A 23,939-nucleotide genomic window follows, 5' to 3' on the forward strand; every position below is an offset into this window, starting at 1 on the left:
ACGAACGAACAGTTAACTCGCCGCAGCGCCGATGGCGGGCCGAGCTCGGCCCGTCCGTCCCGACACGACGAGCCTAATCGGCGCTGAGCTTGGCCAGCAGCGCGTCCGACAGCTCGAAATTGCCGTACACCGTCTGCACGTCGTCGTGGCTGTCGAGCGCATCGACGAGCTTGAGGATCTTTTCGCCGGCCTCGTCGTCGACGGCGACCCCATTCTGCGGCCGCCACACCAGCTTGGCCATGCGCGGCTCGCCGAACTTGGCCTCGAGCGCCTTGGCGACGTCGGCCAGGCTATCCTGCGCCGTGTAGATCTCGTGCCCGTCCTCGGTCGACACCACGTCGTCGGCGCCGGCCTCGATGGCCGCTTCCAGCACCGTATCGGCATCGCCGACCTTGGCGTCGTAGCCGACCAGGCCGACCCGATCGAACATGAACGAGACCGCGCCGGTCTCGGCCAGGCTGCCGCCGGCCTTGGTGAACAGGGAGCGCACGTCCGAGGCGGTGCGGTTGCGGTTGTCGGTCAGTGCCTCGACGATCAGCGCGACGCCGCCGGGCGCGTAGCCCTCGTAGCGGATCTCGTCATAGCTCTCGGCGTCGTTGCCGGAGGCCTTCTTGATGGCCCGCTCGATGTTGTCCTTCGGCATGTTTTCCGCGCGCGCCGCCAGGACCGCCGCCCGCAGCCGCGCGTTCATCGACGGGTCGGGCAGGCCGAGCTTGGCGGACACGGTGATTTCGCGCGCGAGCTTGGAGAAGAGCTTCGACCGAGCCGCGTCGGCCTTGCCCTTCTTGTGCATGATGTTCTTGAACTGGGAATGTCCGGCCATGGAAATACTCGATAATCTGAACCCGGAGATCTTGCGATCGGTCCGCACGGACGTCACGGGGCGGCGCCGGCGTGAAGGCGGCCTTATAGGGCGACTTTGCCGCAAAAGGAAGGAAGCCCGAACGCGGGACGGTCGGGCGGCCACCGGCGCAGCGAACGGCCTTCGGGAACCTTTGACGTGCCCCCGCGATTGAGGCAAGCGTGTGCGGTGCCGTCTGCAACCGCACGCCACACCTCTCGTCGAACAATCCCAAGGTGACCGCCATGGCCAAAGCGTCGACCCCCAAGGGTTCGCCCGCCAGAACCCCCGCCGCCAGCCGCGAAGCCGCGAAGCCTCCTGCGAAGAAGAGTTCCGCCGCCGCGCCGTCGAGCGTCGCCCCCAATCGCCTGGACACGCCGACCGATCTGTCGCCCGAAGCGGTGCTGGAGATCTCCGACGCGCTGAAGGCCCTGCTCGCCGACACCTTCACCCTCTACATCAAGACCAAGAACTTCCACTGGCACGTCAGCGGCCCGCACTTCCGCGACTACCACCTGCTGCTCGATGAGCAGTCCGAGCAGATCTTCGAGAGCACCGACGACCTGGCCGAGCGCGCCCGCAAGATCGGCGGCACCACGCTCCGCTCCATCGGCCAGATCGCCAAGCTGTCGCGGATCTCCGACAACGAGGCCGAGTATGTCGACCCGCGCGACATGCTGCTGGAGCTCGTCGCCGACAACAAGGCGATGGTCGCATCGCTCAGGGAAGCGCACGGCATCGCCGACAAGCACGACGACTTCGCCACGACGAGCTTGCTCGAGAACTTCATCGATGCGACCGAACGGCGGACCTGGTTCCTGTTCGAGGCGAGCCGCCGGGCCGATAGCACCGGCCATTAGCGAGGGGCGCCGCCGTTCGCTGCGGACCGGCCCGATTTCTGGAATTGGTCCGCAGCGGCCCTGGGGCATTCCCGATCAGAGCGCTCCTCCGATCGGGAAGAGCTGCTCGTATGCGCTGAATCCGAAGCGCTTCGCTCCGATCGGGTGGTTCCGCCCGATCGAGAAGCTTTCTAGTTCACACGGGTGACGGCGTCCTTCGGGCTGTCGAGCCAAAGCAGCTTGACCACGTGCGCCTTGGCCAGAACCGATGCGGGCGGCAGCTGACCGTCCGGCCCGGAATAGCCCGGCTGGGAAAAGGCCGCAGCGAGGTGGGCCGTGCCCGGGAAGCTGCACACGGTCAGGCCGGACAGGGTTTCGAGGCCGGCGCCGCAGCGCTGCGCGATCTCCGCTTCGGGAACGACGGCCGGGAAGGCGCCGCCGACGCCATGGCCGCCGGCGACCTTGACGGCCGGGTCGGTGACCTCGATCGCCACGAGCGGGCCATGGAAGGTATAGGCGACCGAGATGGTGCCGGTGCCGGCCCCCGCCGGGATCAGCTCGTAGGTCGAGGTGTAGCCTGCTTCGCCCTCGACCTTGGGGGCGCGGCTGATCTTGAAGGTGCCGGCGAGCTTGGCCAGGTCCGCGGTGTCGTAGCGCCCGCCCGCTTCGAAGGGGCCGAGCCCCTGATCGGTGAGGAGCAGGGCCTGCTGGCCCGGCGCGGCGGCGGACGCGCCGACCTCGGTCGCAGCCGCATGCCGGACTGCCACCCACTCCTGCACGTTGGGCGCATCGGGCTTGCTGCAGCCGACCTTCTGCACCTGGCTGTCGAACTCGAACCGATGACCGGCCGGACGCCATCGTGTCTCGATCGCACAGGCGTAGCCCATGGACTGGCGGCCGACGAGCCGATGGTTGCGCCCGTCCCAGACCAGGTTCATGCCGCCGAGCTCCGCCAACCGCTTGCCGTCGCTGACGAACTCCAGTCTCTGGTTGATGGCCTGGCCGTTGGGCAGCAGCGTCACGGCCAGCATCGGCTGGTTGGCGCCCGGCTCCCCGCAGGGCAGCAGGAACAGCTCGGCCCCGCCGCCCAACGCGATTCGCGCCGCGCCGGCGCCGTCGAAATTGTCCGGCCGGATGGTGGCGCACGCCGCCTTGGGCTCGTCGTAGACCGCCTGGACCGCGCGCGGCAGCGGGTCCGATTGCAGCAGCGGTGCGGCGTGCGGCGCATCCTGAGGAGCGGCAGCGCCCGGCTTCAGCAGGGCGCCGCTGGTGCCCGTGCGCTCCTGGCGCGCGTCCATCCAATCCGCCAGAACCGTGAAGCCGGCGAGCGACAGCGGCGTCGTCCGGCCCGCCCGTCCGGTCGTCGCCTGCTGGCCTGCGGCCATCGCCTCGAGCAGCTTGGGCTCCGCCGCCGCGGGCTGGCAGGCAGACCGGCCGTTGCGCTGCTGCTGGCGCACATAGGCGTCGAAGGCGTGGTGGCCGGCGGCGATCTGCTTGGCGCCGGTCAGGGACGGATCTGGCGCCACGGCAAAGGCTTGGCCGCCGACATCGACCGTGAGCTCGCCCGCGCCGGCGTCCGCCCCGTAATAGCAGACCAGGGGTATGGCATCCCAAGCCCAGCCACGCACGATCTCGAACGGGCCCGAGGCGATGACGCACAGGCCGGTGCTCATGCAGCGACCGCTCCAGTCGCCGTGCTCCTTGTAGAGCGGCGGCTGGTCCGCGGCAGCCGCCACGGCCGACATCATCAGCAGACCTGCCCCGAAGGCCGCAGTCCCGATTCGCATGCGTCTGGCTCCCGTCGAACAGGCGTTGTCGATGCGGGCGGCAGAGAGGCCGCGACGTCGGCCCCTGTCAACCCGCGCGCACCCGGGCGTGTCCCGGCCGGGCGGCATCGCTCGGCCGAACGGAAGCGCTTCCAATTCGATGATTTGCAGCGTCACGAGCGCCGCGCCGGCGGCGCTCAGGGCTCCCAGAAATCCGGTCGCGCTTCACCGAGATGCGGGCCGAGTCGGACCGGCGCGATCCGGGTCGCCAGGCCGGTCGCATCGTCGGTCTCGACTGCGACGCCGCACAGGGTGGCCTCGCCGCCGGCGGGCTCCAGCCGGCCGCCCGGCGTCTTCTGCAGGAAGCGCCGCACCGGCTCCTCCTTGTGCATGCCGATGACGCTGTCGTAGTCGCCGCTCATGCCGGCGTCGGACATGTAACCGGTGCCGCCGGCGAGGATGCGGTGGTCGCCGGTCGGCACATGGGTGTGCGTGCCGACCACCAGCGACACGCGGCCGTCCACGAAATAGCCGAAGGCCTGTTTCTCGCTCGTCGCCTCCGCGTGGAAATCGACCAGGATCGCATCGCACGCATGCCGCAGCGGCGCCGCCGCCAGCTCGCGCTCGGCGGCGGCGAAGGGATCGTCCAGCGGCTCCATGAACACGCGTCCCATGAGGTTGACGACGAGCACGCGCGCGCCCTTCTGGGTCTCGACCACGGTGGCGCCTCGGCCTGGCGTGCCGCTCGGATAGTTGGCCGGGCGCACCAGGCGCGGCTGGCGGTCGGCGAAGACCAGGGCGTCACGGTTGTCGAACGCATGGTTGCCCAGCGTCACCGCATCGGCGCCGGCGTTGATCAGGGCGTCGCAGATGTCCTCGGTGATGCCGAAGCCGCCGGCCGAGTTCTCGCCGTTGACGACGACGCAGTCGAGGTTCCAGCGCGTCCGCAGCTCCGGCAGCCGGTTGACGACCGCATGGCGGCCGGCACGGCCGCAGACGTCGCCGATGAAGAGAAGTCGCATGTCGAGCCCTAGAGCGCTTCGCGATTGGGTGGAACCACCCAATCGCAAGGAAGCGCTCCAAATTCAAGAGGTTAGGAACGCTTCGTCATTGGATGATCCCATCCAATGACGAAATGCTCCAGCGTGGTGGATTTGACGTTCCTGCCCTGTGCATGGCATCCGCGTTCAGGAACTTCAAATCCATTAAACCACACTAGAATCATCGAATTGCTCGTGTGGCTCACGAATCCGAAATTCGCTCCAAGCGCGGCTCCGAGGTGGTGCGAATTTCGGATTCGCCACATGGGGGGGAAAGCCGATCGTGCGGCGGCCGTCAAACCGGCCTAACCGGCGGGGCTCACCCATTCGCGCTCGGTGACGATGGCGTCAAGGGGCCGGTCGTGCGCCTCGGCCGGCACCTGCTCCACCTCCTGGGCGGCGAAGGCGAGCGCGATGGCGACCACCGGTCCGTGCGCCGCGAGCCGCGCCAGGGCCCTGTCATAATGCCCGGCGCCATACCCCAGCCGCCCACCGTCCCGGTCGAAGGCGACGCAGGGCACCAGCAGGATGCGTGGCGAGACCTCGAGCGCCTCGGGCGACGGGCCCCTGGTGCCGAAGCCGGCATCGTGCAAGGGGTCGCCCGGCGCGTAGGCCCGGAACCGCAAGGTGGGCGCCGCCACGACCGGCAGACAGAGCGCCGTGCCGCGGCTGGCCAGCACGGTCATCAGCGGGCGCGGATCGACTTCGCTGCGGATCGGCCAGTAGCCGGCGACGGGGCCCCCGCTGAGGCATGGCCGAGCTGGGGCAGCAGCAGCGCGTTCGCCGCGATCGCGTGAGAGGCCGCCGCGCGAACGGCGGGAGGGAGCCCGTCCCGCCGCGCCAGGCATGCCCGGCGCAGCGCCGCCTTACGGTCGGCGGCCGGCATCGGCGGCCCTCACCTGGACCCGGCGGATGCGCACGGCACCGCCCGCATGGATACGTTTGTCATCGCGCGCACATGAAGCCGAGGTCTGCCTCGACGCCAGACGACGGCGTCCACGCTAATTGTAGCACGCCTCGGCGGTCGCGGCCTTGCGCATGGGACGGCAGACGCCGCATGTCGGCATGCGTCCCGTTGCATCCCGCCGGCCGAAAGGGTCCCAGCATGCCCCAGTTCTACGAGCTCACGACGCTGTCATGCCCGGTCGTTTCTGTCTCCAGGGCTTCGGACGGCGCGCAAGCTTTCCTGAGCGCGCCGGATGCGAAGGGCGACCTGCTCGGATGCTGGCGGACCGACATCGGCACGCTCGGACGCCTGCTGATCTTGCGCAGGTTCGCGAGCCAGGAGGAACTGGCGGCCGAGCGCAGGCGCGCCTTGCTCAGCGCCAACCCGTTCAACGCCGGCGACGCGATCACGGCGCTCGAGATGGACAGCTACGCGCCGTTTCCGTTCCTGCCGCCCGTCCGGCCCGGCGTCTACGGCGACGTCTATGAGTTCCGCACGTACAAGCTGAGGCCGGGCGGGCTGCCGCCGACGCTGGCGGGCTGGGAGGCGGCCATGCCGGCGCGGGCGTCGAGGTCGCCCCTCGTCATCGCCATGTACGCGCTCGACGGCGCGCCGCGCATCACGCACATCTGGCCCTATGCCGGCGTCGACGCGCGCTCGGCCATCCGCGCCAAGGCGACCGCGGACGGCATCTGGCCGCCGCCGGGCGCGGCCGAACAGGTGCTGGAAGCGGTCTCGACGATCGCTCGGCCCGAGCCGTATTCGCCGCTGTCGTGACGGCGGCGGTCATCGAGGCCGGCCGCGCGCGGCGCGGAATGGCGGAGGACGTGCGGAGCCGCGAAAGGCGTTGGAGAATCGATCCCGGGAAACCTACAACGTAGGTGGGCGCCGTGTGCCCAAGTCCACGGACAAGGGCAGGTACAGCTCCCGTTCGGATCGATAAGGCCCCGGGGATATGTGTCTCCTGACGCACCCCACAGCCCCGCCGCGCTAACGTAGGGCGCTTCCTGCGCAAATGCTAGATGCCGGCGCCAAGCTTGAGCGGTGCAGAGCATCGCACGCGTGGAGCGTCCACATGCGCGAGGCATCGAGCGATTCAAGGGGGACCAACGTGACGATCCGGATAATCGTGTTCGGCCTTGCCGCTCTGGCGGCGATCAGTGCGACCAGGGCCGAGGCTCCGCTCAGGCCCGTCGAGGTGCCGCCGGCGCCGCCGGCCGCGGCGGCATCCGTGGCGCTCCTGTTCCGGTCCGATCGCACCGCCGCTGATCAGCCCATCCGCCTGCCCGGCGGCGACGTCGAGGTGATCGTCTCCCGCTACACCATTCCGCCGGGCGTCAGGCTGCCGATCCACAAGCACCCCTTCCCCGCTACGCCTACGTGGAGGCCGGCACCTTGCGCGTGTCGTCCGCCGACGGCGGCCGCAGCACGCTGTACCGCACCGGCGATTTCATCGTGGAAATGATCGACGCATGGCACTTCGGCGCCACCGAAGGCGCGGACACGGTCAAGCTGCTCGTCATCGACCAGGTGCCGCCGGGCACCGGCAGCAGCACCATCCTGCTGCCCTCCGACAAGCCGAAATAGCTGGCGGCCGCCGTCGAGACGAACGTCAGGCGGGATTGGACGACCCGGGATTGAGCGCGCGGGCCAGCCGCTCGATGCGCTCGGCGACGTTGATGAGCGTTTCCGCCGCCTGGGCCTCGACAACGTCGACGCGCTCGTCCCCCGCCGTCAAGGCCTGGCGCAGCGACCGCATCTCGTGCTCGGCGTCGAGCAGGCGCTTCTGGGCCTCTTCCAGCTCGTCGAGCGCCATCAGCGCGGCCATCACCTGCAGCCGCATGTCGCCGATCGGGCCGAAGGACTCCTGCAGAGTGGCGATGCGCCGATCGAAGGTCTGCGCGAGGCCCTCGAGATGCTTCTCCTCCCCGTCCTCGCAGGCCATGCGATAGACCTTGCCGGCGATCGTGACCGATACGTGCGCCATGGGGGCCTCAACTGGTTGTCTGTCGGCGCCATTTGTCTGTCGGCACCATGTCGGGCCGCTGCGCCGGCCCCGACCGAGCGGCGTGGGCGGCGGCGCGCGCGGCCGATCTAAGCGCCTCGAATCGAGCATATTTTAGGGCCCTGGCCCGGTTCGATCCAGGGTGCCCCATGCTAGTCCCCGTCGTTGGGGCCGGGCGGAGCGGCGGGCGGCCCGGCCGTCTCCGCGTCCAAAACCGCCTGCACCGCAGCCATCGCCCGCTCGAGCCTGCGGCCGACGTCCGCCGTCGTCGCCTCCATGCGGTCGAGCTTGGCGATCGTGCCGTCCAGGTCGACGGCCAGCCGGGCGCGGTCGTCCTGCATCAGCGACAGCTCGGTTTCCAGATCGCCGCTGCGGCGGTCGGCTTCCTCGCGCCGGGCGGCGGCGGCCTCCAGCGCGGTCAGGGCGGCGTCGAGCCGTTTCAGTGCCTCGTTGAGGTTCATGGCGCCTTGCTGCCCGCATCCCGGGTGGATTTGACCTGTCCGATCCTTCTCATGGCATCCCGGCTCAGACACAAGAATCCGCAAGTCACGCCGGATCGCGGATGGATGCGCCTGCCCGGGCAACGCGGCCGGGCCGGCCGGCGCGCCACCCAGCAATTAGCGCATGTGGCGGTGCTGTTGAAACCCGCGGCAGGCAGAATCTTGAGCCGGCTTGCCGGCCGCTCGCCCTTATCTGACGCCATTTGCTCGACAATTTGACTCACTAAGCTCAACTGCTATCAACCCCGGGCGCGTCCGGGCTCGCCCCGAGGCCGGATCCGGATACCTCAAACCCGACGCAGGCGGACCTCCGATGACCAACCTCGTTGAACACCGTCATCTCGCGAATGCGGTTCGTGCCCTCGCGATGGATGCCGTCGAGAAGGCCAAGTCCGGTCACCCTGGCCTGCCCATGGGGGCAGCCGACATCGCTACCGTCCTGTTCACGCGCTTTCTGAAGTTCGATGCGACCCAGCCGCACTGGCCCGACCGCGACCGTTTCGTACTGTCGGCCGGCCACGGCTCGATGCTGCTCTACGCCCTGCTCTACCTCAACGGCTACGAGGGCATGACGCTCGCCGAGATCGAGCGCTTCCGCCAGATCCACTCCAAGACGCCCGGCCACCCCGAGAACTTCATGACGACGGGTGTCGAGACGACCACGGGCCCGCTGGGTCAGGGCATCGCCACGTCCATCGGCATGGCGCTCGCCGAGCGCATGCTGGCGGCCGAGTACGGCGACGAGCTGGTCGACCACTACACCTACGTGCTGGCCTCCGACGGCGACCTGATGGAGGGCGTCAGCCAGGAAGCGATCGCGCTCGGCGGCCACCTCAAGCTCGGCAAGCTCATCGTCTTCCACGACGACAACGGCATCTCCATCGACGGGCCCCTGACGCTGGCCGATTCCGTGGACCAGGTGAAGCGCTTCGAGGCGGCGGGCTGGCACGCGGTCCGCATCGACGGCCATGACCCCGATGCCATCGCTCAGGCCATCATCAACGCCCAGCAGGAGACCGGCCGGCCGTCGTTCATTGCCTGCAAGACGGTGATCGGCTTCGGCGCGCCGCATAAGCAGGGCACGTCCAAGGCGCACGGCGAACCGCTCGGCGCCGACGAGCTGAAGGCGGCCAAGGAGCAGCTCGGCTGGCCTTACGGCTCCTTCGAGGTCCCCGACGAGATCCTGCAGGCATGGCGCGCTTTCGGCGGCCGCGGCAGCGCGGCGCGCGAGACCTGGCAGGCGCGCTTCGACAAGGCGCCGGAGGAGCAGCGCCGCGAGTTCACCCGCCGCATCGAGCACAAGCTGCCGCAAGGCCTGGATACGGCCATCGAAGGCCTCAAGCGCCACCTGGTGGCCGAGCCGCAGACGGTCGCGACGCGCAAGTCGAGCGAGATCGCGCTGGAGGTGGTGACGGTCGCGGTGCCCGAGCTGATCCTGGGCTCCGCCGACCTGACGCCCTCCAACAACACCAAGACCAAGAACCTGACCGAGATCGCGCCGGGCTCCTACGGCGGCCGCTACATCCACTACGGCATCCGCGAGCACGGCATGTCGGCCGCCATGAACGGCATGACCCTGCACGGCGGCTTCCGCCCGGCCGGCGGCACCTTCTTCGTCTTCACCGACTACGCCCGGCCGGCGATCCGCATCTCGGCGCTGGCCCACATCCCGGTCATCTACATCATGACCCACGACTCCATCGGGCTGGGCGAGGATGGGCCGACCCACCAGCCGGTCGAGCACCTGGCGGCGCTGCGCGCCATGCCCAACCTGCACGTCTACCGGCCCGCCGATACGGTGGAAACGGCCGAGTGCTGGCAGCTGGCCCTCGAGCGGACGACAGGCCCCAGCATGCTCGTGCTGTCGCGCCAGAACCTGACGCCGGTGCGCACCACCCACGTCAGCGAGAACCTCTGCGCCAAGGGCGCCTACGAGCTGTCGCCGGCGGATGGCGAGGCGGTCGCGACGCTGTTCGCCACCGGCTCGGAGGTGGAGCTGGTCATGCAGGCGCAGGCGCTGCTGAAGCAGCAGGGCATCGCCGCGCGCGTCGTATCGGTGCCCTCCCTCGACCTGTTCCTGGAGCAGCCGGAGGACGTGCGCCGCGCGGTGATCGGCACCGCCAAGATCCGGGTCGCGGCGGAAGCCGCCGTGCGCTTCGGCTGGGATGCCGTCATCGGCGAGCACGGCGGCTTCGTCGGCATGTCGAGCTTCGGCGCCAGCGGCCCCTACAAGGAGGTCTACAAGAACTTCGGCATCACGCCGGAGGCGGTGGTCGAGCAGGTCGTCAAGCGCCACAACGCGTGACGCCTCGGCGGCGCGGCACGGGGCCGAACGGTCTCGAGGCGCCCTGGGCAGGCGCCACCGCGCCACTTATGTGAGATCGGGCATGGATTGCAGCAGCAATCCATGCTTAGGAGCCTCACCGAGGGGCAAGCGCGCGCGGGCACAAGCCCGCACCCGCGCCGGACCTTCTCGGCGCGATCACGTCCACGACCCCGGCTTGGCCGGATCCATGGCCGCGTGATCGAGAACCGGCGGCCGCCCCGATCGCATCGGGGCGCGCGCCGCCTTCGCATCCAACCAGGAGCGGCAGCTTGGCGGACCGCGACGGTTGAAATCGGCAATTCCCGGCGCCCGCAGGCTTGGCGCCGGGGCAGACGGGACGAGGAGAGAGGATCATGACGGTTCGGGTTGCCATCAACGGATTCGGGCGCATCGGGCGCAACGTGTTGCGCGCCATCGTCGAATCGGGCCGCACGGACGTCGAAGTGGTCGCCATCAACGATCTCGGCCCGGTGGAGACCAACGCCCATCTGCTCCGCTTCGACAGCGTGCACGGCCGCTTCCCGAGCGAGGTCAAGGTCGAGGGCGACAGCATCCTCGTCGACGGCCGCGCCATCCGGGTGACTGCCATCAAGGATCCGGCGACCCTGCCGCACAAGGAGCTCGGCGTCGACATCGCGCTCGAATGCACCGGCATCTTCACCTCCAAGGACAAGGCCAAGGCGCACCTCGATGCCGGCGCCAAGCGCGTGCTGGTATCCGCGCCGGCCGACGGCGCCGATCTCACCGTCGTCTTCGGCGTCAACCACGACAAGCTGACGGGAGACCATCTGGTCGTCTCGAACGCCTCGTGCACCACGAACTGCCTGGCGCCCGTCGCCAAGGTGCTGAACGACGCGGTCGGCATCGAGAAGGGCTTCATGACGACCATCCACTCCTACACCAACGACCAGCCGTCGTTGGACCAGATGCACAAGGATCTCTACCGCGCCCGGGCCGCGGCGCTGTCGATGATCCCGACGTCCACGGGTGCCGCCAAGGCGGTCGGTCTGGTGCTGCCGGAGCTCAACGGCAAGCTCGACGGCACCTCCATCCGCGTGCCGACGCCGAACGTGTCCGTGATCGATTTCAAGTTCGTCGCCCGCAAGGCCACGTCGAAGGACGAGATCAACGAGGCGATCAGGCGCGCCGCCGACCAGCAGCTCAAGGGTGTGCTCGCCCTCACCGACGCCCCCAACGTGTCGATCGACTTCAACCACCATCCGGCATCGTCGATCTTCCACATCGATCAGACCAAGGTGCTCGACGGCACCCTCGTGCGCGTCCTGTCGTGGTACGACAACGAGTGGGGGTTCTCCAACCGGATGGCCGATACCGCCGTCGCCATGGGCAAGCTGATCTGAGCCGCCCATGACGGCGCCCGCGCGGGCGCGGGCACAGCGACCGGAGCATTTTCCCGATCGGACGCGGTCGTCCGGCCGGATGGAAATGCTCCAGCTCTTTGCATCTGGAGCGCTTCTCCGGGGTGGGGCAATCCACCGGACGGCAGGCGCTCTAGCCCAGGAGTCGAGCATGAGCGACGAGCCGAGTTACCGCGTCGAACCGACCTGGCCTGCCGGAGCCGGCCGTACGCCGCCCGCCGCCACCCCGGCGCCGCTGTCGGAATCCATTCCCGCCGACAAGATCCTGCACGATCAGCTGGCGCGTATCGAAGACAAAGTGGCGCGCGTCGAAGAGAAATACGCCCGCGCCGAAGCGCTGCTGCTGCGCGTGGAGGATCGGGTCGAGCACACGACCGGGGTCACCAGCGGATTGGCGCGCCAGGACGAGCTGGAGCGGCTCGCCGCCCGCGTCGGCCGCCTGCCCGGCTTCGGCGCGCTGATCGCCACGGCCATCATCGCCGCGGTGCTGGCCGCGATCTTCGTCGTGCTGGCGCAGCGTTTCGGCATTCCGGGATTGACCTGATGAGCTTTCGCACCCTCGACGACGCAATTCTGGCCGGCAAGCGCGTGCTTCTGCGCGTCGACCTCAACGTGCCGATGGAGCACGGCCGTATCAGCGATGCGACCCGCATCGAGCGCATCCTGCCGACCGTCCGCGAGATCGCGAAAGCCGGCGGCAAGGTGATCCTGCTCGCTCACTTCGGCCGACCCAAGGGCCGCGATGCCAAGGACAGCCTGCGGCCGGTAGCAGCGGAGCTGGCGCGGCTGCTGGGCCAGCCCGTCGCCTTCGCCGACGACTGCATCGGCGAGCCGGCGGCGAGCAAGGTCGCCGCCATGGCCGATGGTGACGTGCTGCTGCTGGAGAACACCCGCTTCCACGGCGGCGAGGAGAAGAACGACCCGGACTTCGTCAAGGCCTTGGCGGCGAACGGCGACATCTACGTCAACGACGCCTTCTCGGCGGCCCACCGGGCGCACGCCTCCACGGAAGGTCTCGCCCGGGTGCTGCCGGCCTATGCCGGGCGCACCATGCAGGCGGAGCTGGAGGCGCTGTCGAAGGCACTCGAGCATCCGGCCCGGCCGATCGTCGCCGTCGTCGGCGGCGCCAAGGTGTCGAGCAAGATCGAGCTGCTGGAGAACCTCGTGGCCAAGGTCGATGCGCTGGTGATCGGCGGCGGCATGGCCAACACCTTCCTTTACGCGCAGGGGCTCCCGGTCGGGAAATCGCTTTGCGAAAAGGATTTGGCCGATACCGCGCGACGTATCATGAGCAAGGCGGAAGAAGCCAACTGCGCCATCGTGCTGCCCGTCGACGCCGAAGTGGCCGACAGGTTCGCCGCCGACGCGCTGCATCACGCCTACGGGGTCGATGCCATACCGAGCGACGGCATGATCCTCGACGTCGGCGCCCTCTCCATCGACCGTATCCGCGCCGTCATCGACGATGCGGCGACCCTGGTCTGGAACGGCCCGCTCGGCGCCTTCGAGATCAAGCCGTTCGACCGCGGCACCGTCGAGGCGGCGCGTCACGCCGCCGGGCGCACGCGTGAGAAGAAGCTGCTGTCGGTGGCGGGCGGCGGCGACACCGTCGCCGCGCTCAACCATGCCGGCGTCGCCGACGACTTCAGCTACGTGTCGACGGCGGGCGGCGCCTTCCTCGAATGGCTCGAGGGCAAGGCGTTGCCGGGCGTCGAAGCGCTGCGTAAGGCCTGAGGGCCGAAGGCGCCGCTGCGGCGGGTGTCTCGACGGTCGGCGGCTCGGGCTGGCGGCCCCGGGGCGGCGGAGGGACGGCTCATGGGGCCAGCATCCCTCTTTGATTATGTTTTCGGCGCGATCGTCCTCCAAAGCGGCATCCGCCTTTGGCGATCAGGCGCCCGTGCTACCCAGGTCCAGACGGGAGGTTGATGTGCAGCTCGATGAACTGAACAAGATTGCCGAGGCGATGGTCGTCCCCGGCAAGGGCATCCTCGCAGCGGATGAGAGCTCATCCACCATCGCCAAGCGATTCGACGCCATCGGCGTTCCCTCCACGGCCGACACGCGGCGGGATTATCGCGAGTTCATGTTCCGCACAGCCGCTGCGATGACGAACAATATTTCGGGTGTCATCCTGTTCGACGAAACCATCCGTCAGCAGGCCAAGGACGGCACGCCGCTGGTCAAGCTGATCGAGCAGGCCGGATCGATTCCGGGCATCAAGGTCGACGCCGGCGCCAAGCCCCTGCCCTTCTCCCCCGGGGAGACGGTGACCGAGGGCCTCGACGGCCTGCGCGAGCGTCTGAACGAGTACTACAAGCTGGGCGCACGCTTCGCCAAATGGCGGGCGGTGATCGACATCGGCAGCGGCATCCCGAGCTACAACTGCATCAACGCCAACGCCCAGGCCCTGGCTCGCTACGCCGCCCTGTGCCAGGAGGCGAACATCGTCCCGATCGTCGAGCCGGAAGTGCTGATGGACGGTGACCACGACATCAACCGCTGTGCCGAAGTCACCGAGTGGACGCTGAAGGAGGTCTTCCAGCAGCTGTTCTACGCGCGCGTCGCGCTCGAGGGCATCGTGCTCAAGCCCAACATGATCGTGCCGGGCAAGAAGTCGCCCAAGCAGGCGTCGGTCGACGAGGTCGCCCAGGCGACCATCGCCGTGCTGAAGCGCTGCGTACCGTCGGCCGTGCCGGGCATCGCCTACCTGTCCGGCGGCCAGAGCGACGAGGATGCGACGGCCCATCTCGATGCCATGAACCGCATCGGCGGCTTCCCCTGGAAGATGACCTTCAGCTATGGCCGCGCCCTGCAGGCCGCGCCGCAGAAGGCCTGGTCGGGCAAGCCCGAGAACGTCGTGGCCGGCCAAAAGGCCTTTGCCCATCGCGCGCTGATGAACGGGCTTGCCTCCCGGGGCGAGTGGACGCGCGAGCTGGAGAGCCAGGCGGCCTAGAGCGCTTCGAGATTGGGCGCCGAGCGGGATCGGCGCCCACTTTTCGGCATCATGCTCGCGCAGAAGCGAGTCGAGGGGTGGCGTCCCCCGAGGCCATCCCGCATTTGTTGACGTCCTGTTGAGCCATGGCTGAGCCCACCCGCCTTTATCTGATCACGCCGACCATCGCCGACGCGCAGGCCTTTGCGCCGCTCCTGGCGGAGGTTTGCGCAGCCGGCGACGTGGCCGCCGTCCTCATCGATCTGCCGCGCGACGACGAGCGCAGCACCATCAATCGCATCAAGCGCCTGGCGCCGATCGTCCAGGAACGAGGCGCGGCCCTGCTGGTGACGGCCAGTCCCCAGGCCGCCATTCGTGGTGGCGCCGACGGCGTGCATCTGAGCGGCGCCGATCCGGCAACCTTGCGGGACGCGACCCGCACATTGCAGCCCGACCGTATCGTCGGCGTCGGCGCGCTCTCCTTGCGCCACGACGCCATGGTCGCCGGCGAGGCCGACGTGGACTACGTGATGTTCGGCGAGCCGCGGGCGGACGGTTTCGTGCCCGACGTGGAGGCCACCGTGGAGCGCGCCGCCTGGTGGGCGGAATTGTTTGCCGTGCCCTGCGTCGCCTATGCCGCGCAGCTCGACGCGGTGCCGCTGATCGCCTCGACGGGGACCGAGTTCGTAGCTCTGGGCGACGCCGTGTTCGGCGCGGCCGAGGGGGCGGCAGCCGCCGTCGCCCGCGCCCGCGATCTGCTCGCCGGGGCGGAGACGGCCTTCCGATGACCGGGATCAGCCGCCGCCGGCGGGCGCTCACCGTCGGCCTCCCGATCATGCTCGCGGCCGCAGGCGCTGCGCCGATCGCGGCGCTTGCCCAGGCGCCGGGGCCGCGGCCCGCGACGCCGATCCTCCCGATACCGACCTTGCCGCCGGACGGCAGCTCTTTCGGCAGGCCCACCATGCAGCCCGGCATGCCGGGCTCTCCGGCCTTCACGCTGCCGCGTCCGACGGACCGCCCGCCCTCGGATGCGGAGCGGCGCGGCGCGGTGCGCGGGCCGGTCCTGCCCAACTCCTACGACGTGAAGCCCGAGGCCGGGCAGCAGCCCGCGAGCCCCGATACGGCCGACGCCGCTTATGGCGCCTACCAGCGCGGCTACTTCGCCACGGCCATGCAGGAAGCGCTGCGGCGGCTGGAGCGCGCGCCGGGCGACGGCGCCGCCATGACGCTGCTGGGCGAGCTCTACAACCAGGGCCTCGGCGTACCGGAGGATCTCGCCAAGGCCGCCGACTGGTACCAGCGAGGAGCCGCTGCCGGCAACGCCGACGCCGCCTTTGCGCTTGCCATGATGAAGCTGCAGGGCCGGGGCGTGCCCAAGGACGAGCCCGGCGGCCTGAAGCTGCTGGAAACGGCGGCGGCCGCGCGCCAGCCCGCTGCCTGCTACAATCTGGCGCTGGTCAAGCTCGCCCAGCCCGGCGACGCCGGTGCGGCGGAAGCGGTGCTGCTGCTGCGCATCGCCGCCGACGCCGAGGTCCCCGAGGCCCAATACGTGCTGGCGACCCTCTACAGGAAAGGAGCGGGCGCTCCCCGCAACGACGTCGAGGCGACGGCGCTGCTGGCGAAAGCCGCGGCCAACCGGCTCGTCGCCGCCGAGGTCGAGTACGCCATCGCGCTGTTCAACGGCACCGGCACGGACAAGGACGAGGCCGGCGCGGCCAAGCTGTTCCTGCACGCCGCCGCGCAGGGCAACGCCATCGCCCAGAATCGCCTCGCCCGTCTGCTCGTCACCGGGCGCGGCGCCCCGCCGGACCTGGTGGAGGCCGCCGGCTGGCATCTGCTCGCAGCCGGCCAGGGCCTGACCGATCCCTGGCTCGACGAGGCGTTGAAGGGGCTGAGCGCGGACGAGCGCCGGCGGGCCGAGACACTGGCGGCCCGCCACCGAGCGGAACTGGCGGGAGAGACGCCTTGACGACGCCCCGTGCTGCGATGCACATGGGCGGCGGCTCTCCCCTTTCGCGTCGGCCTGCAACACCGCGCGACATCTCGCGTTGACGGCAATCGCGCCGACGAGCGCGCAAAGGTTGCCCCGATGATCCGTTCGCCGCTGATGACCGTGATGACCGACGCCGTTGCCAAGGCGGCCCGTTCGCTGAAGCGCGACTTCGGCGAGGTCGAGCAGCTTCAGGTCTCGCGCAAGGGCCCCGGCGACTTCGTCTCGGCCGCCGACCGCAAGACGGAGAACATCCTGCGCGGCGCCCTCGAGAAGGCGCGGCCGGGCTATGGCTTCGTGCTCGAGGAGGGCGGCATCGTCGACGGCACCGACGCCTCGCACCGCTGGCATATCGACCCGCTCGACGGCACGACCAACTTCCTGCACGGGCTGCCGCACTTCTGCATCTCGGTCGGGCTGGAGCGCGAGGGCATGCCGGTGGCCGGCGTGGTCTACGATCCGATCAAGGACGAGTGGTTCATCGCCGAGCGGGGCAAGGGCGCCTTCGTCAACAACAGGCGGCTTCGGGTCGCCGCCCGCAACGCGCTGGATCAGGCCATCGTGCTGTGCGGCATTCCCCACATCGGACGCCCCGACCACGAGCGCTTCCTGCGCGAGCTGTCCGTCATGATGGTCCATTTCGCCGGCATCCGCCGGCAGGGCGCGGCTGCGCTCGACGTGTGCTACGTGGCGGCCGGCCGGGCCGATGCCTACTGGGAGCGCAATCTCAAGTCCTGGGATCTCATGGCGGGCCTGTGCATCCTGCGCGAGGCCGGCGGCATGGCGAGCGAGGCCGACGGCGGCGACGATCCGGCCGGCAGCGGCAGCATCGCGTGCGGCAATGAGTACATGCACCGGGAGCTGCTGCGGCTGATCAAATCGGCAGCCTGACGACGCCGGACGAGGTGCGGGCTGGTCGATGGATAGCCCGCTCGGGGAGTGGCAACGATCTTGAGGTCCAATCGTGCGCCGGGCGGAACCGCGCACGCAAACCGACGCGAGGCCGCCGATGGCTGAGGCCGATCCGCTGCATCTAACATCCCCGCGCATCCATCTGGTGCGCATGGTGGTGTTCCTGATCCTCGTCGGCTTTCTCGCCTTCATCCTGTACCAGCCGATCTGGACCGCCTTCCTCAACAATCCGGGGCTCAACGGCCTGATCGGCCTGGTGCTGCTGATCGGCATCATCATCGCCATCGCCCAGGTGCTGCGGCTGTTCGGCGCGGTCGGCTGGGTGAACGCGACGGGCTCGGCCGGCCTGCGGCGCGGACAACTGCCGGAGGCGGAGCCGCCGTCCCTCCTCGCGCCGATGGCGGCGCAGCTCGGTGCCGGCCGCAGCGTCAGCACGCCGGTCATGCGCTCCGTCCTCGACGCCATTGCGCTGAGGCTCGACGAAAATCGAGAGATCGTGCGCTACCTGGCCGGGCTGCTGGTGTTTCTGGGCCTGCTCGGCACCTTCTGGGGCCTGCTGGAGACGGTGAGCTCCGTCGGCGCCGTGATCCGTTCCATGCGCACCGGGGGCGAAGCGGCGGCGCTCTTCGACGAGCTCAAGAGCGGCCTGGCCGCCCCGCTCGGCGGCATGGGCATCTCCTTCTCGTCATCGTTGTTCGGCCTGGCGGGATCGCTGATCCTGGGCTTCCTCGACCTGCAGCTGGGCCAGGCCCAGACGCGCTTCTACACCGGCCTGGAGGACGGCCTCGCGGCCAGCGTCAGCGACGAGTTGCCGGTGATCAGCGCCGGTGCCGAGGCCTCCCCGGCGCTGACGGCGGCGATCGAGCGGCTGAACCAGAATTTTGTGGCGATGGCGGCGGGCGACGGCAGCCGCGGCCAGGCTCAGGCGATGGCGAGCCTCGCCGACGGCATTCGCGACCTGGTCCAGCACATGCGCCAGGAGCAGCAGCTGATCCGCGATTGGGTGGAGGCGCAGGCCGATCAGCAGCGCGCGATCCAGGCCGCGCTGGAGCGGCTGACGACGGACGAGCCCGACGAGCCGGCGAAGGCCAAGCCGCGCCGGCGCACCGAGGAGCTCGGCTGATGGCGCTCGCGCGCGGCCGCCGCGCCGACCGCGGGCTCAACTATTGGCCGGGCTTCGTCGACGCTTTGTCGACCCTGGTGCTCGCAGTCGTCTTCATGCTGTCCGTCTTCGTGATGGTGCAGTTCTTCTTGAGCCAGGAGATCAGCGGCAAGGATACGGCGCTGCAGCGCCTGAATCGTCAGATCGCCGAGCTCAACGACCTGCTTGCCCTGGAGCGGTCGGGCAAGAAGAACCTGGAGGACAGCCTGGCGCTGCTGCAATCCTCGCTCAAGGCCGCCGAGGGCGACCGCGACCGCCTGCAAGGCCTGCTGGCATCCGGCGCCGCCCAGGATACCGCTGCCAATGCGCGGGCCGGCCAGCTCAGCTCCGATCTGGACAAGCAGAAGCAGATCTCCGACCAGGCGCTGGCGCAAGTGGAGACGCTCAACCAGCAGATGGCGGCGCTCCGGCGCCAGCTCGCCGCCCTCGAGGAGGCGCTGGCCGCCTCCGAGGCGCGCGACAAGGAGAGCCAGGCGCGCATCGCCGATCTCGGCAGTCGGCTGAACGTGGCGCTGGCGCAGAAGGTGCAGGAGCTGGCCCGCTACCGATCGGATTTCTTCGGCCGGCTGCGGCAGATCCTCGGCAATCGGCCCGACATCCGCGTCGTCGGCGACCGCTTCGTCTTCCAGTCGGAGGTGCTGTTCGATACCGGCGCCGCGACCCTGCGCCCGCAGGGCAATGCCGAGCTCGACAAGGTCGCCGATGCGATCCTCGACATCTCCAAGGAAATCCCGCCGGACATCCCCTGGGTGCTCAGGGTGGACGGCCACACGGACAGGCGGCCGCTCTCCGGCGCCGGCGAGTTCAAATCGAACTGGGCGCTCTCGGCGGCGCGCGCCATCTCCGTCGTGCAGTATCTCGCGTCCAGGGGCGTGCCGCCGCAGCGGCTGCTGGCCGCCGGCTTCGGCGAATACCAGCCGGTCGACCTGGCCGCCACGGACGAGGCCCTCGCCCGCAACCGCCGCATCGAGCTGAAGCTCACCGAGCGATGAGCGCTGCGGTGGCGGGGGCCTACTCCGCCGCCCGTACCTCGATGTCGCCGAACTGGAGTCGCGCCAGCCGCTGGTAGAGGCCGCCGGCCCGCGCCAGCCGGTCGTGCGTCCCCTCCTCGACGATGCGGCCCTCGTCCATGACGAGAATGCGATCGGCCGACAGCACCGTGGCGAGGCGATGGGCCACCACCAGCGTGGTGCGGCCGCGCATCAGCCGATCGAGGGCCGCCTGCACCAGCCGCTCGCTCTCGGCATCGAGGGCGGAGGTCGCCTCGTCGAGCAGCAGGATCGGCGCGTCCTTCAGCAGCGCCCGGGCAATGGCGATGCGTTGGCGCTGCCCCCCGGACAGGGTGATGCCACGCTCGCCGAGCGGCGTCTCGTAACCCTGCGGCAACGCCCGTATGAAGGCGTCAGCCGCCGCGAGCTCGGCCGCGCGCGCCACCTCGGCGTCGCTCGCCTCCGGCTTGCCGTAGCGGATGTTGTCGGCGACGCTCGTGCCGAACACGACCGGATCCTGCGCCACGAGGGCGAACCGCCGCCGCAGCGCCTCCGGGTCGGTGCGGGCGGCATCGACACCGTCCACCCGGACGAGGCCCTCCTGCGGATCGTAGAAGCGCAGCGCCAACTGGAAGACCGTGCTCTTGCCCGCCCCGGACGGGCCGACGATGGCGACGCGCTCGCCGGCCGCCACCGCAAAGCTCACGCCCTTGAGGGCCGCGGCCGTTTGGCGGGTGGGATAGGCGAAATGCACGTTTTCGAAGGCGAGCGTGGCCAGCGGCCGCTCCGGCAGAGGCACCGGGTCGGCGGGCACCACGATGGCAGGCTTGGCCGCCAGGAGGTCTCCGAGCCGGCCGGCGGCGCCGGCGGCCTGCACCACCTCGGTCCACACCTGGGAGAGCTCACCGAGCGCGCTGGCGGCAAGCACGGCGTAGAGCAGGAACTGCGACAGCCGGCCGGCGGTCATGGTGCCGACCAGTACGTCGTGGGCGCCGTACCACAGCACGCCGACGACGCTGGCGCTGATCATGAACATGGCAAAGCCGGTCAGCAACGCCCGCGCCCGGGTCGACAGCTGGGCCGCCGCGTACGCCTCCTCGGAGGCGGCATCGAAATGGCGCGCCGTCGCCGCTTCGGCGCCGAACGCCTGCATGGTGCGCGAGGCGCCGATGGCCTCGACCGCATAGGCGGACGCGTCGGCCAGCCGGTCCTGGGCGGCACGCGAGCGACGGCTGACGCCGCGACCCGAGGCCACCAGCGGCAGCACGATGATCGGGATCGCGATCAGCACCATCAGCGACAGCTTGGGGCTGGTGACCACCATCAGCCCGACGCCGCCGAGGAACAGGAACAGGTTGCGTAGCGCCAGCGACGCGCTGGCGCCGAAGGAGGCCTTGATCTGGGTGGTGTCGGCCGTCAGTCGCGAGACGATCTCGCCGCTCTTGACGCTGTCGAAGAACGAGGGGTCGAGACGCGTCAGGTGGCGGAACACCGCGCTGCGCACGTCCGCAACGACGCGCTCACCCAAGGTGATGACGAGGTAGTAGCGCGCCGCGCTGGCCAGCGAGAGCACCAGGGCCACGCCGCCGAGCGCCAGAAAATAGACGTTCACCAGGCCGCCGCTGTCCGGCGAGAAGCCGAGGTCGATCAAGCGGCGGATGGCGATCGGCAGGGTCAGCGTGGCGGCGGCCGCCAACGTGAGCGCCACCAGGGCAGCGGCCATGCGACCGCGGTAGCGCAGGGCGAAGGGTAGCATGGCTCGCAGCGCAGCGAGGTTCGGCCGCCGGCGCCCGGCGACGCCGGATCGTTGCTCTGCGCCTTGCGGCTCGGCCGCGGTGCCGCTGTCGGTCATTTCACTCATATGGATCCAATCGGCCCTGGAGCCTCTTCCGATCGGGTGGAACCGCCTGATCGCAGAGACGCGCTCCAGATTCGTTGACTTAGAACATGTCTATCGGCACGGAAGGTCACATCTGACCGCGACACGCGCTCGCGTCCTCTATGCGCCGGCGAGATGCGCCCTCCCCGCGGCCTTGTCATGTCCGGGGCGCTGCGCTATAGGGTCGCGACTTCGGACATTGCTAATTGTAATGCGCCGGCCTCGTTCGGGCTGAGCGCGAGGATGCTGCCATGAAGCCGGACACGCACCCGGATTACCACCTGATCAAGGTCGTCATGACCGACGGCACCGAGTATATGACGCGCTCGACCTACGGCAAGGACGGCGACACGCTGACCCTCGACATCGATGCCAGGACCCACCCGGCCTGGACCGGCGGTTCGCAGACCCTTATCGACCGCGGCGGCCGGGTCTCGCGCTTCGCCAACAAGTTCGGCGGCCTGAGCTTCGGCAAGAAGTAGCGTCCGCGGACCGGCCCCCGGTCCGCTCAGGGGCAGCCGTCGCCACGTGAGCGCTTCTCTCCGATCGGGTGGAACCACCCGATCGGAGAGAAGCGCTCTGGATTCGAAGATCTGGAGCATTTCCCGACCAGATGGGTCCATCTGGTCGGGAAATGCTCTAACGCTCAGGCAGCTGACGGCCACTCGCCGCGCCATTCCCGGCTTCGCCCCGACGGCCGTACGCCGTCGCGGCCCCGTCAGGGCTTGCCGCGCGTCGGTGCCGGCCGCTCGCCGAACGCTGCCTTGAGCAGCGTGAGCTCCCGCCGCACGGGGGACGGACGCGGTGCGTCGGTCATCTCGCTTGCGTCGATATGGAGCATGCGGATTTCCAGGCGGGCCGCGCTGGCGATCAGATCGGTCAGATACTCCGGCAGCAGTTGCAGGGTCTCCGCCGGCGGCGGCGGTTCGGCATAGCTGTCGCTCTTGCGGCGCTGCTGCTCGGCCTCGACCTCGGTCATGTCGCCGTCGGCCACCGCGCGGCGGATGAGCAGCCACGACATGAGGCGCATGAGCCGCGTCGACAGGCGCGTGCTCTCCTGGGCGAAGGTGAGCGCGGCAATGCCGCGCAGCCCGGCTGAATCGACGCGCCCGGGCCCGTCGAGATAGGCCGCCGTCTTCTCGACCAGCTGGGTCGCTTCGGCAAACAGAAGATTGAAGGCGTTGCTGCCGGCGAAGCGGGCGGCGAACGAAATCGGATCAGCCGAATCCTCGCTCGGCAAACGTCGTGCGCTTTCGCTCATGGCCCCCAGCTCCACAGCATCTTCGGCTCGCCGCGGACTGTAGCGAAGCGACGCGCGAGCGAAAGCTTTACCCTTTATTAAGCCTAACAATCACCCCGCTCGTCGAGCGCATCAGGCCCAAAATCGGACATCGCGCTGCTCGGCGGCACAGCCGCAACATTGTGCCAAAGCACGGCGGGACAACAGGGGCCCGGGAGCCTCGGGGCAAAAAAGAAGCCGCCCGCAGGCGGCTTCGAAGTCGTATCAACAGGGAGGCGTCAACAGAGTGGACAGAACCACTCGACATCCAGCGAAACTGGATGCGGAAAGTAATAGCTTGGAAACCCTAAGGGCTGGTTAACGAGCGGGGCCGCGCCGCGTCCCGGCCATTGCCGGGCGCCAGAGCATTTCGCCACTGGATGAGGTCATCCAATGGCGAAATGCTCCTAACTTTTTGAATCTGGAGCGCTGCTTCGGCCAGCAACCGGCAGCGGCCCCGTCCTGGCCCGGGCGCTACGGCTGCCCGAGCGCCGGCGTGCGGGCCGCCAGGGCCGATTTCAGCCGCTCGGTCTCGCCCTTCAGCCGTTCGGCTTCGCGCCGATTGACGCGCGCGGCGCGCCGATGCCGTCCCTGCACCAGCCACGAGGCGAGGCCGCCGATCAGCACACCCAGCAGCAGCGCCGCAAAGATGACCACGAACAGCGGCAGCTGGACCCCGAGCGCCGGCGCATCCGGCGCGAACGGATCCAGCGAGAACAGCACCGGCGTACGATTGGCGATGGCGAGCAGCACGATCACGATCGCGAGCGGCAGCAGCACCAGCAGTCGAAGCAGTGTCTTCAAGGCGTCGTCTCCGCCGGCATCAGGCTTCAGCCGCGATGCGCCCCTTGATCGGGGCCGCGTTGAGGCGCAGGCGCATCTCCTTGCCGGTCTTGAAGACCGGCACCGCCTTGCGCGACACGTCCACGGTTTCACCGGTCCGTGGGTTGCGACCGGTGCGGGCGTCGCGCGTCTTCACCGAAAATGCGCCGAAGCCGCGCAGCTCGACCCGGTCGCCGCGTGCCAGCGCCCGCGTAATCTCGTCGAGAATCGCGTTGACGATGTTCTCGACGTCGCGCTGGTAGAGGTGCGGGTTGTGTTCCGCGATACGCTGGACGAGTTCCGATTTGATCATCGTCGATCCGTATCCCATT

The 23,939-nt window shown here is 69.4% G+C and carries 24 protein-coding genes and 1 other RNA gene; 14 read left to right on the forward strand and 11 right to left on the reverse strand.

The features are described from left to right. Positions 1-73: 73 nt before the first annotated feature. Positions 74-823, reverse strand: a complete 750-nt coding sequence (locus tag ACZ5PO_RS01050) for a YebC/PmpR family DNA-binding transcriptional regulator (RefSeq protein ID WP_464189367.1) — start codon at positions 821-823, stop codon at positions 74-76. A 263-nt stretch (positions 824-1,086) separates the two neighbouring features. Here ACZ5PO_RS01050 and ACZ5PO_RS01055 point away from each other — a divergent pair, with 263 nt between their 5' ends. Further along, the gene (locus ACZ5PO_RS01055; protein WP_464197250.1) at positions 1,087-1,701 is read left to right on the forward strand and encodes a Dps family protein; all 615 of its coding nucleotides are present in this window, start codon (positions 1,087-1,089) and stop codon (positions 1,699-1,701) included. 170 nt (positions 1,702-1,871) lie between these two features. Here the strand turns inward: ACZ5PO_RS01055 and ACZ5PO_RS01060 are convergent, their stop codons facing one another. From ACZ5PO_RS01060 to ACZ5PO_RS01070, 3 genes are all read right to left on the reverse strand, one after another. Next, positions 1,872-3,467: a DUF1131 family protein gene (locus ACZ5PO_RS01060; protein WP_464189369.1), complete on the reverse strand. Its 1,596-nt coding sequence runs from the start codon at positions 3,465-3,467 to the stop codon at positions 1,872-1,874. Between the two features lie 176 nt (positions 3,468-3,643). Further along, positions 3,644-4,468 (reverse strand): TIGR00282 family metallophosphoesterase, encoded by an 825-nt coding sequence (locus ACZ5PO_RS01065; protein WP_464189371.1) that lies wholly within the window; start codon positions 4,466-4,468, stop codon positions 3,644-3,646. A 323-nt stretch (positions 4,469-4,791) separates the two neighbouring features. Then, on the reverse strand, positions 4,792-5,172 hold the full coding sequence (locus ACZ5PO_RS01070; RefSeq protein ID WP_464189374.1) for a 5-formyltetrahydrofolate cyclo-ligase: 381 nt from the start codon (positions 5,170-5,172) through the stop codon (positions 4,792-4,794). A gap of 419 nt (positions 5,173-5,591) precedes the next feature. Here ACZ5PO_RS01070 and ACZ5PO_RS01075 point away from each other — a divergent pair, with 419 nt between their 5' ends. Next, positions 5,592-6,209: an NIPSNAP family protein gene (locus ACZ5PO_RS01075; protein ID WP_464189376.1), complete on the forward strand. Its 618-nt coding sequence runs from the start codon at positions 5,592-5,594 to the stop codon at positions 6,207-6,209. 51 nt (positions 6,210-6,260) lie between these two features. Here the strand turns inward: ACZ5PO_RS01075 and ssrS are convergent. Beyond that, positions 6,261-6,418: non-coding RNA, 6S RNA (gene ssrS, locus ACZ5PO_RS01080), on the reverse strand. 409 nt (positions 6,419-6,827) lie between these two features. On the opposite strand from ssrS, the gene ACZ5PO_RS01085 reads away from it, so the two are divergent. Next, the gene (locus tag ACZ5PO_RS01085) at positions 6,828-7,019 is read left to right on the forward strand and encodes a cupin domain-containing protein (RefSeq protein ID WP_464189378.1); all 192 of its coding nucleotides are present in this window, start codon (positions 6,828-6,830) and stop codon (positions 7,017-7,019) included. A 25-nt stretch (positions 7,020-7,044) separates the two neighbouring features. Here the strand turns inward: ACZ5PO_RS01085 and ACZ5PO_RS01090 are convergent, their stop codons facing one another. Both ACZ5PO_RS01090 and ACZ5PO_RS01095 read right to left on the reverse strand, forming a co-directional pair. Further along, positions 7,045-7,419 carry a cell division protein ZapA gene (locus ACZ5PO_RS01090; RefSeq protein WP_464189380.1) on the reverse strand — a complete coding sequence of 125 codons (375 nt, stop codon included), beginning with the start codon at positions 7,417-7,419 and terminating at the stop codon, positions 7,045-7,047. Between the two features lie 170 nt (positions 7,420-7,589). Beyond that, positions 7,590-7,898, reverse strand: coding sequence for a DUF4164 family protein (locus ACZ5PO_RS01095; RefSeq protein ID WP_464189383.1), 309 nt, complete (start codon positions 7,896-7,898; stop codon positions 7,590-7,592). A gap of 352 nt (positions 7,899-8,250) precedes the next feature. Between ACZ5PO_RS01095 and tkt the strand changes: the two genes are divergently transcribed. The 10 genes from tkt (at position 8,251) to ACZ5PO_RS01145 (ending at position 19,630) form a co-directional block, all read left to right on the forward strand. Continuing rightward, on the forward strand, positions 8,251-10,242 hold the full coding sequence (gene tkt, locus ACZ5PO_RS01100; protein WP_464189385.1) for a transketolase: 1,992 nt from the start codon (positions 8,251-8,253) through the stop codon (positions 10,240-10,242). 374 nt (positions 10,243-10,616) lie between these two features. Beyond that, positions 10,617-11,624 carry a type I glyceraldehyde-3-phosphate dehydrogenase gene (gap, locus tag ACZ5PO_RS01105; RefSeq protein ID WP_464189387.1) on the forward strand — a complete coding sequence of 336 codons (1,008 nt, stop codon included), beginning with the start codon at positions 10,617-10,619 and terminating at the stop codon, positions 11,622-11,624. A 169-nt stretch (positions 11,625-11,793) separates the two neighbouring features. After that, entirely contained in the window at positions 11,794-12,186 is a 393-nt protein-coding gene (locus tag ACZ5PO_RS01110) for a hypothetical protein (RefSeq protein WP_464189389.1), read from the forward strand. Further along, entirely contained in the window at positions 12,186-13,376 is a 1,191-nt protein-coding gene (locus ACZ5PO_RS01115) for a phosphoglycerate kinase (RefSeq protein ID WP_464189391.1), read from the forward strand. The genes ACZ5PO_RS01110 and ACZ5PO_RS01115 overlap by 1 nt, the downstream gene beginning before the upstream one ends. 193 nt (positions 13,377-13,569) lie before the next feature. Next, entirely contained in the window at positions 13,570-14,595 is a 1,026-nt protein-coding gene (locus tag ACZ5PO_RS01120) for a class I fructose-bisphosphate aldolase (RefSeq protein WP_464189393.1), read from the forward strand. Positions 14,596-14,720: 125 nt separating this feature from the next. Further along, positions 14,721-15,362, forward strand: a complete 642-nt coding sequence (locus tag ACZ5PO_RS01125) for a thiamine phosphate synthase (RefSeq protein WP_464189395.1) — start codon at positions 14,721-14,723, stop codon at positions 15,360-15,362. Continuing rightward, on the forward strand, positions 15,359-16,543 hold the full coding sequence (locus ACZ5PO_RS01130) for a tetratricopeptide repeat protein (RefSeq protein WP_464189398.1): 1,185 nt from the start codon (positions 15,359-15,361) through the stop codon (positions 16,541-16,543). The genes ACZ5PO_RS01125 and ACZ5PO_RS01130 overlap by 4 nt, the downstream gene beginning before the upstream one ends. A 120-nt stretch (positions 16,544-16,663) precedes the next feature. Then, positions 16,664-17,455, forward strand: a complete 792-nt coding sequence (locus ACZ5PO_RS01135; RefSeq protein WP_464189400.1) for an inositol monophosphatase family protein — start codon at positions 16,664-16,666, stop codon at positions 17,453-17,455. 118 nt (positions 17,456-17,573) lie between these two features. Then, positions 17,574-18,599 carry a flagellar motor protein MotA gene (locus ACZ5PO_RS01140; protein WP_464189403.1) on the forward strand — a complete coding sequence of 342 codons (1,026 nt, stop codon included), beginning with the start codon at positions 17,574-17,576 and terminating at the stop codon, positions 18,597-18,599. After that, on the forward strand, positions 18,599-19,630 hold the full coding sequence (locus tag ACZ5PO_RS01145; RefSeq protein ID WP_464189405.1) for a peptidoglycan -binding protein: 1,032 nt from the start codon (positions 18,599-18,601) through the stop codon (positions 19,628-19,630). Before ACZ5PO_RS01140 ends, ACZ5PO_RS01145 begins: the two co-directional genes overlap by 1 nt. A 19-nt stretch (positions 19,631-19,649) precedes the next feature. Here the strand turns inward: ACZ5PO_RS01145 and ACZ5PO_RS01150 are convergent, their stop codons facing one another. Then, on the reverse strand, positions 19,650-21,479 hold the full coding sequence (locus ACZ5PO_RS01150; RefSeq protein WP_464196596.1) for an ABC transporter transmembrane domain-containing protein: 1,830 nt from the start codon (positions 21,477-21,479) through the stop codon (positions 19,650-19,652). A 278-nt stretch (positions 21,480-21,757) separates the two neighbouring features. On the opposite strand from ACZ5PO_RS01150, the gene rpmE reads away from it, so the two are divergent. Continuing rightward, positions 21,758-21,988 carry a 50S ribosomal protein L31 gene (gene rpmE / locus ACZ5PO_RS01155; protein WP_464189407.1) on the forward strand — a complete coding sequence of 77 codons (231 nt, stop codon included), beginning with the start codon at positions 21,758-21,760 and terminating at the stop codon, positions 21,986-21,988. Between the two features lie 236 nt (positions 21,989-22,224). On the opposite strand, the gene ACZ5PO_RS01160 is transcribed toward rpmE, so the two are convergent. From ACZ5PO_RS01160 to ihfB, 3 genes are all read right to left on the reverse strand, one after another. After that, positions 22,225-22,767 carry a DUF1465 family protein gene (locus tag ACZ5PO_RS01160; protein ID WP_464189409.1) on the reverse strand — a complete coding sequence of 181 codons (543 nt, stop codon included), beginning with the start codon at positions 22,765-22,767 and terminating at the stop codon, positions 22,225-22,227. A 492-nt stretch (positions 22,768-23,259) separates the two neighbouring features. Then, positions 23,260-23,589, reverse strand: coding sequence for a lipopolysaccharide assembly protein LapA domain-containing protein (locus tag ACZ5PO_RS01165; protein ID WP_464189411.1), 330 nt, complete (start codon positions 23,587-23,589; stop codon positions 23,260-23,262). Between the two features lie 19 nt (positions 23,590-23,608). Next, on the reverse strand, positions 23,609-23,920 hold the full coding sequence (gene ihfB, locus ACZ5PO_RS01170) for an integration host factor subunit beta (protein WP_464189413.1): 312 nt from the start codon (positions 23,918-23,920) through the stop codon (positions 23,609-23,611). Positions 23,921-23,939 lie beyond the last annotated feature (19 nt).

It is taken from the genome of Chelatococcus sp. KU-N122, assembly GCF_055391085.1.

Coding starts and splice junctions, on each gene's coding strand:
- ACZ5PO_RS01050 (WP_464189367.1), bottom strand. CDS start 823: ATGGCCGGACATTCCCAGTTCAAGAACATCATGCACAAGAAGGGCAAG.
- ACZ5PO_RS01055 (WP_464197250.1), top strand. CDS start 1,087: ATGGCCAAAGCGTCGACCCCCAAGGGTTCGCCCGCCAGAACCCCCGCC.
- ACZ5PO_RS01060 (WP_464189369.1), bottom strand. CDS start 3,467: ATGCGAATCGGGACTGCGGCCTTCGGGGCAGGTCTGCTGATGATGTCG.
- ACZ5PO_RS01065 (WP_464189371.1), bottom strand. CDS start 4,468: ATGCGACTTCTCTTCATCGGCGACGTCTGCGGCCGTGCCGGCCGCCAT.
- ACZ5PO_RS01070 (WP_464189374.1), bottom strand. CDS start 5,172: ATGACCGTGCTGGCCAGCCGCGGCACGGCGCTCTGTCTGCCGGTCGTG.
- ACZ5PO_RS01075 (WP_464189376.1), top strand. CDS start 5,592: ATGCCCCAGTTCTACGAGCTCACGACGCTGTCATGCCCGGTCGTTTCT.
- ACZ5PO_RS01090 (WP_464189380.1), bottom strand. CDS start 7,419: ATGGCGCACGTATCGGTCACGATCGCCGGCAAGGTCTATCGCATGGCC.
- ACZ5PO_RS01095 (WP_464189383.1), bottom strand. CDS start 7,898: ATGAACCTCAACGAGGCACTGAAACGGCTCGACGCCGCCCTGACCGCG.
- tkt (WP_464189385.1), top strand. CDS start 8,251: ATGACCAACCTCGTTGAACACCGTCATCTCGCGAATGCGGTTCGTGCC.
- gap (WP_464189387.1), top strand. CDS start 10,617: ATGACGGTTCGGGTTGCCATCAACGGATTCGGGCGCATCGGGCGCAAC.
- ACZ5PO_RS01110 (WP_464189389.1), top strand. CDS start 11,794: ATGAGCGACGAGCCGAGTTACCGCGTCGAACCGACCTGGCCTGCCGGA.
- ACZ5PO_RS01115 (WP_464189391.1), top strand. CDS start 12,186: ATGAGCTTTCGCACCCTCGACGACGCAATTCTGGCCGGCAAGCGCGTG.
- ACZ5PO_RS01125 (WP_464189395.1), top strand. CDS start 14,721: ATGGCTGAGCCCACCCGCCTTTATCTGATCACGCCGACCATCGCCGAC.
- ACZ5PO_RS01130 (WP_464189398.1), top strand. CDS start 15,359: ATGACCGGGATCAGCCGCCGCCGGCGGGCGCTCACCGTCGGCCTCCCG.
- ACZ5PO_RS01135 (WP_464189400.1), top strand. CDS start 16,664: ATGATCCGTTCGCCGCTGATGACCGTGATGACCGACGCCGTTGCCAAG.
- ACZ5PO_RS01140 (WP_464189403.1), top strand. CDS start 17,574: ATGGCTGAGGCCGATCCGCTGCATCTAACATCCCCGCGCATCCATCTG.
- ACZ5PO_RS01145 (WP_464189405.1), top strand. CDS start 18,599: ATGGCGCTCGCGCGCGGCCGCCGCGCCGACCGCGGGCTCAACTATTGG.
- ACZ5PO_RS01150 (WP_464196596.1), bottom strand. CDS start 21,479: ATGACCGACAGCGGCACCGCGGCCGAGCCGCAAGGCGCAGAGCAACGA.
- rpmE (WP_464189407.1), top strand. CDS start 21,758: ATGAAGCCGGACACGCACCCGGATTACCACCTGATCAAGGTCGTCATG.
- ACZ5PO_RS01160 (WP_464189409.1), bottom strand. CDS start 22,767: ATGAGCGAAAGCGCACGACGTTTGCCGAGCGAGGATTCGGCTGATCCG.
- ihfB (WP_464189413.1), bottom strand. CDS start 23,920: ATGATCAAATCGGAACTCGTCCAGCGTATCGCGGAACACAACCCGCAC.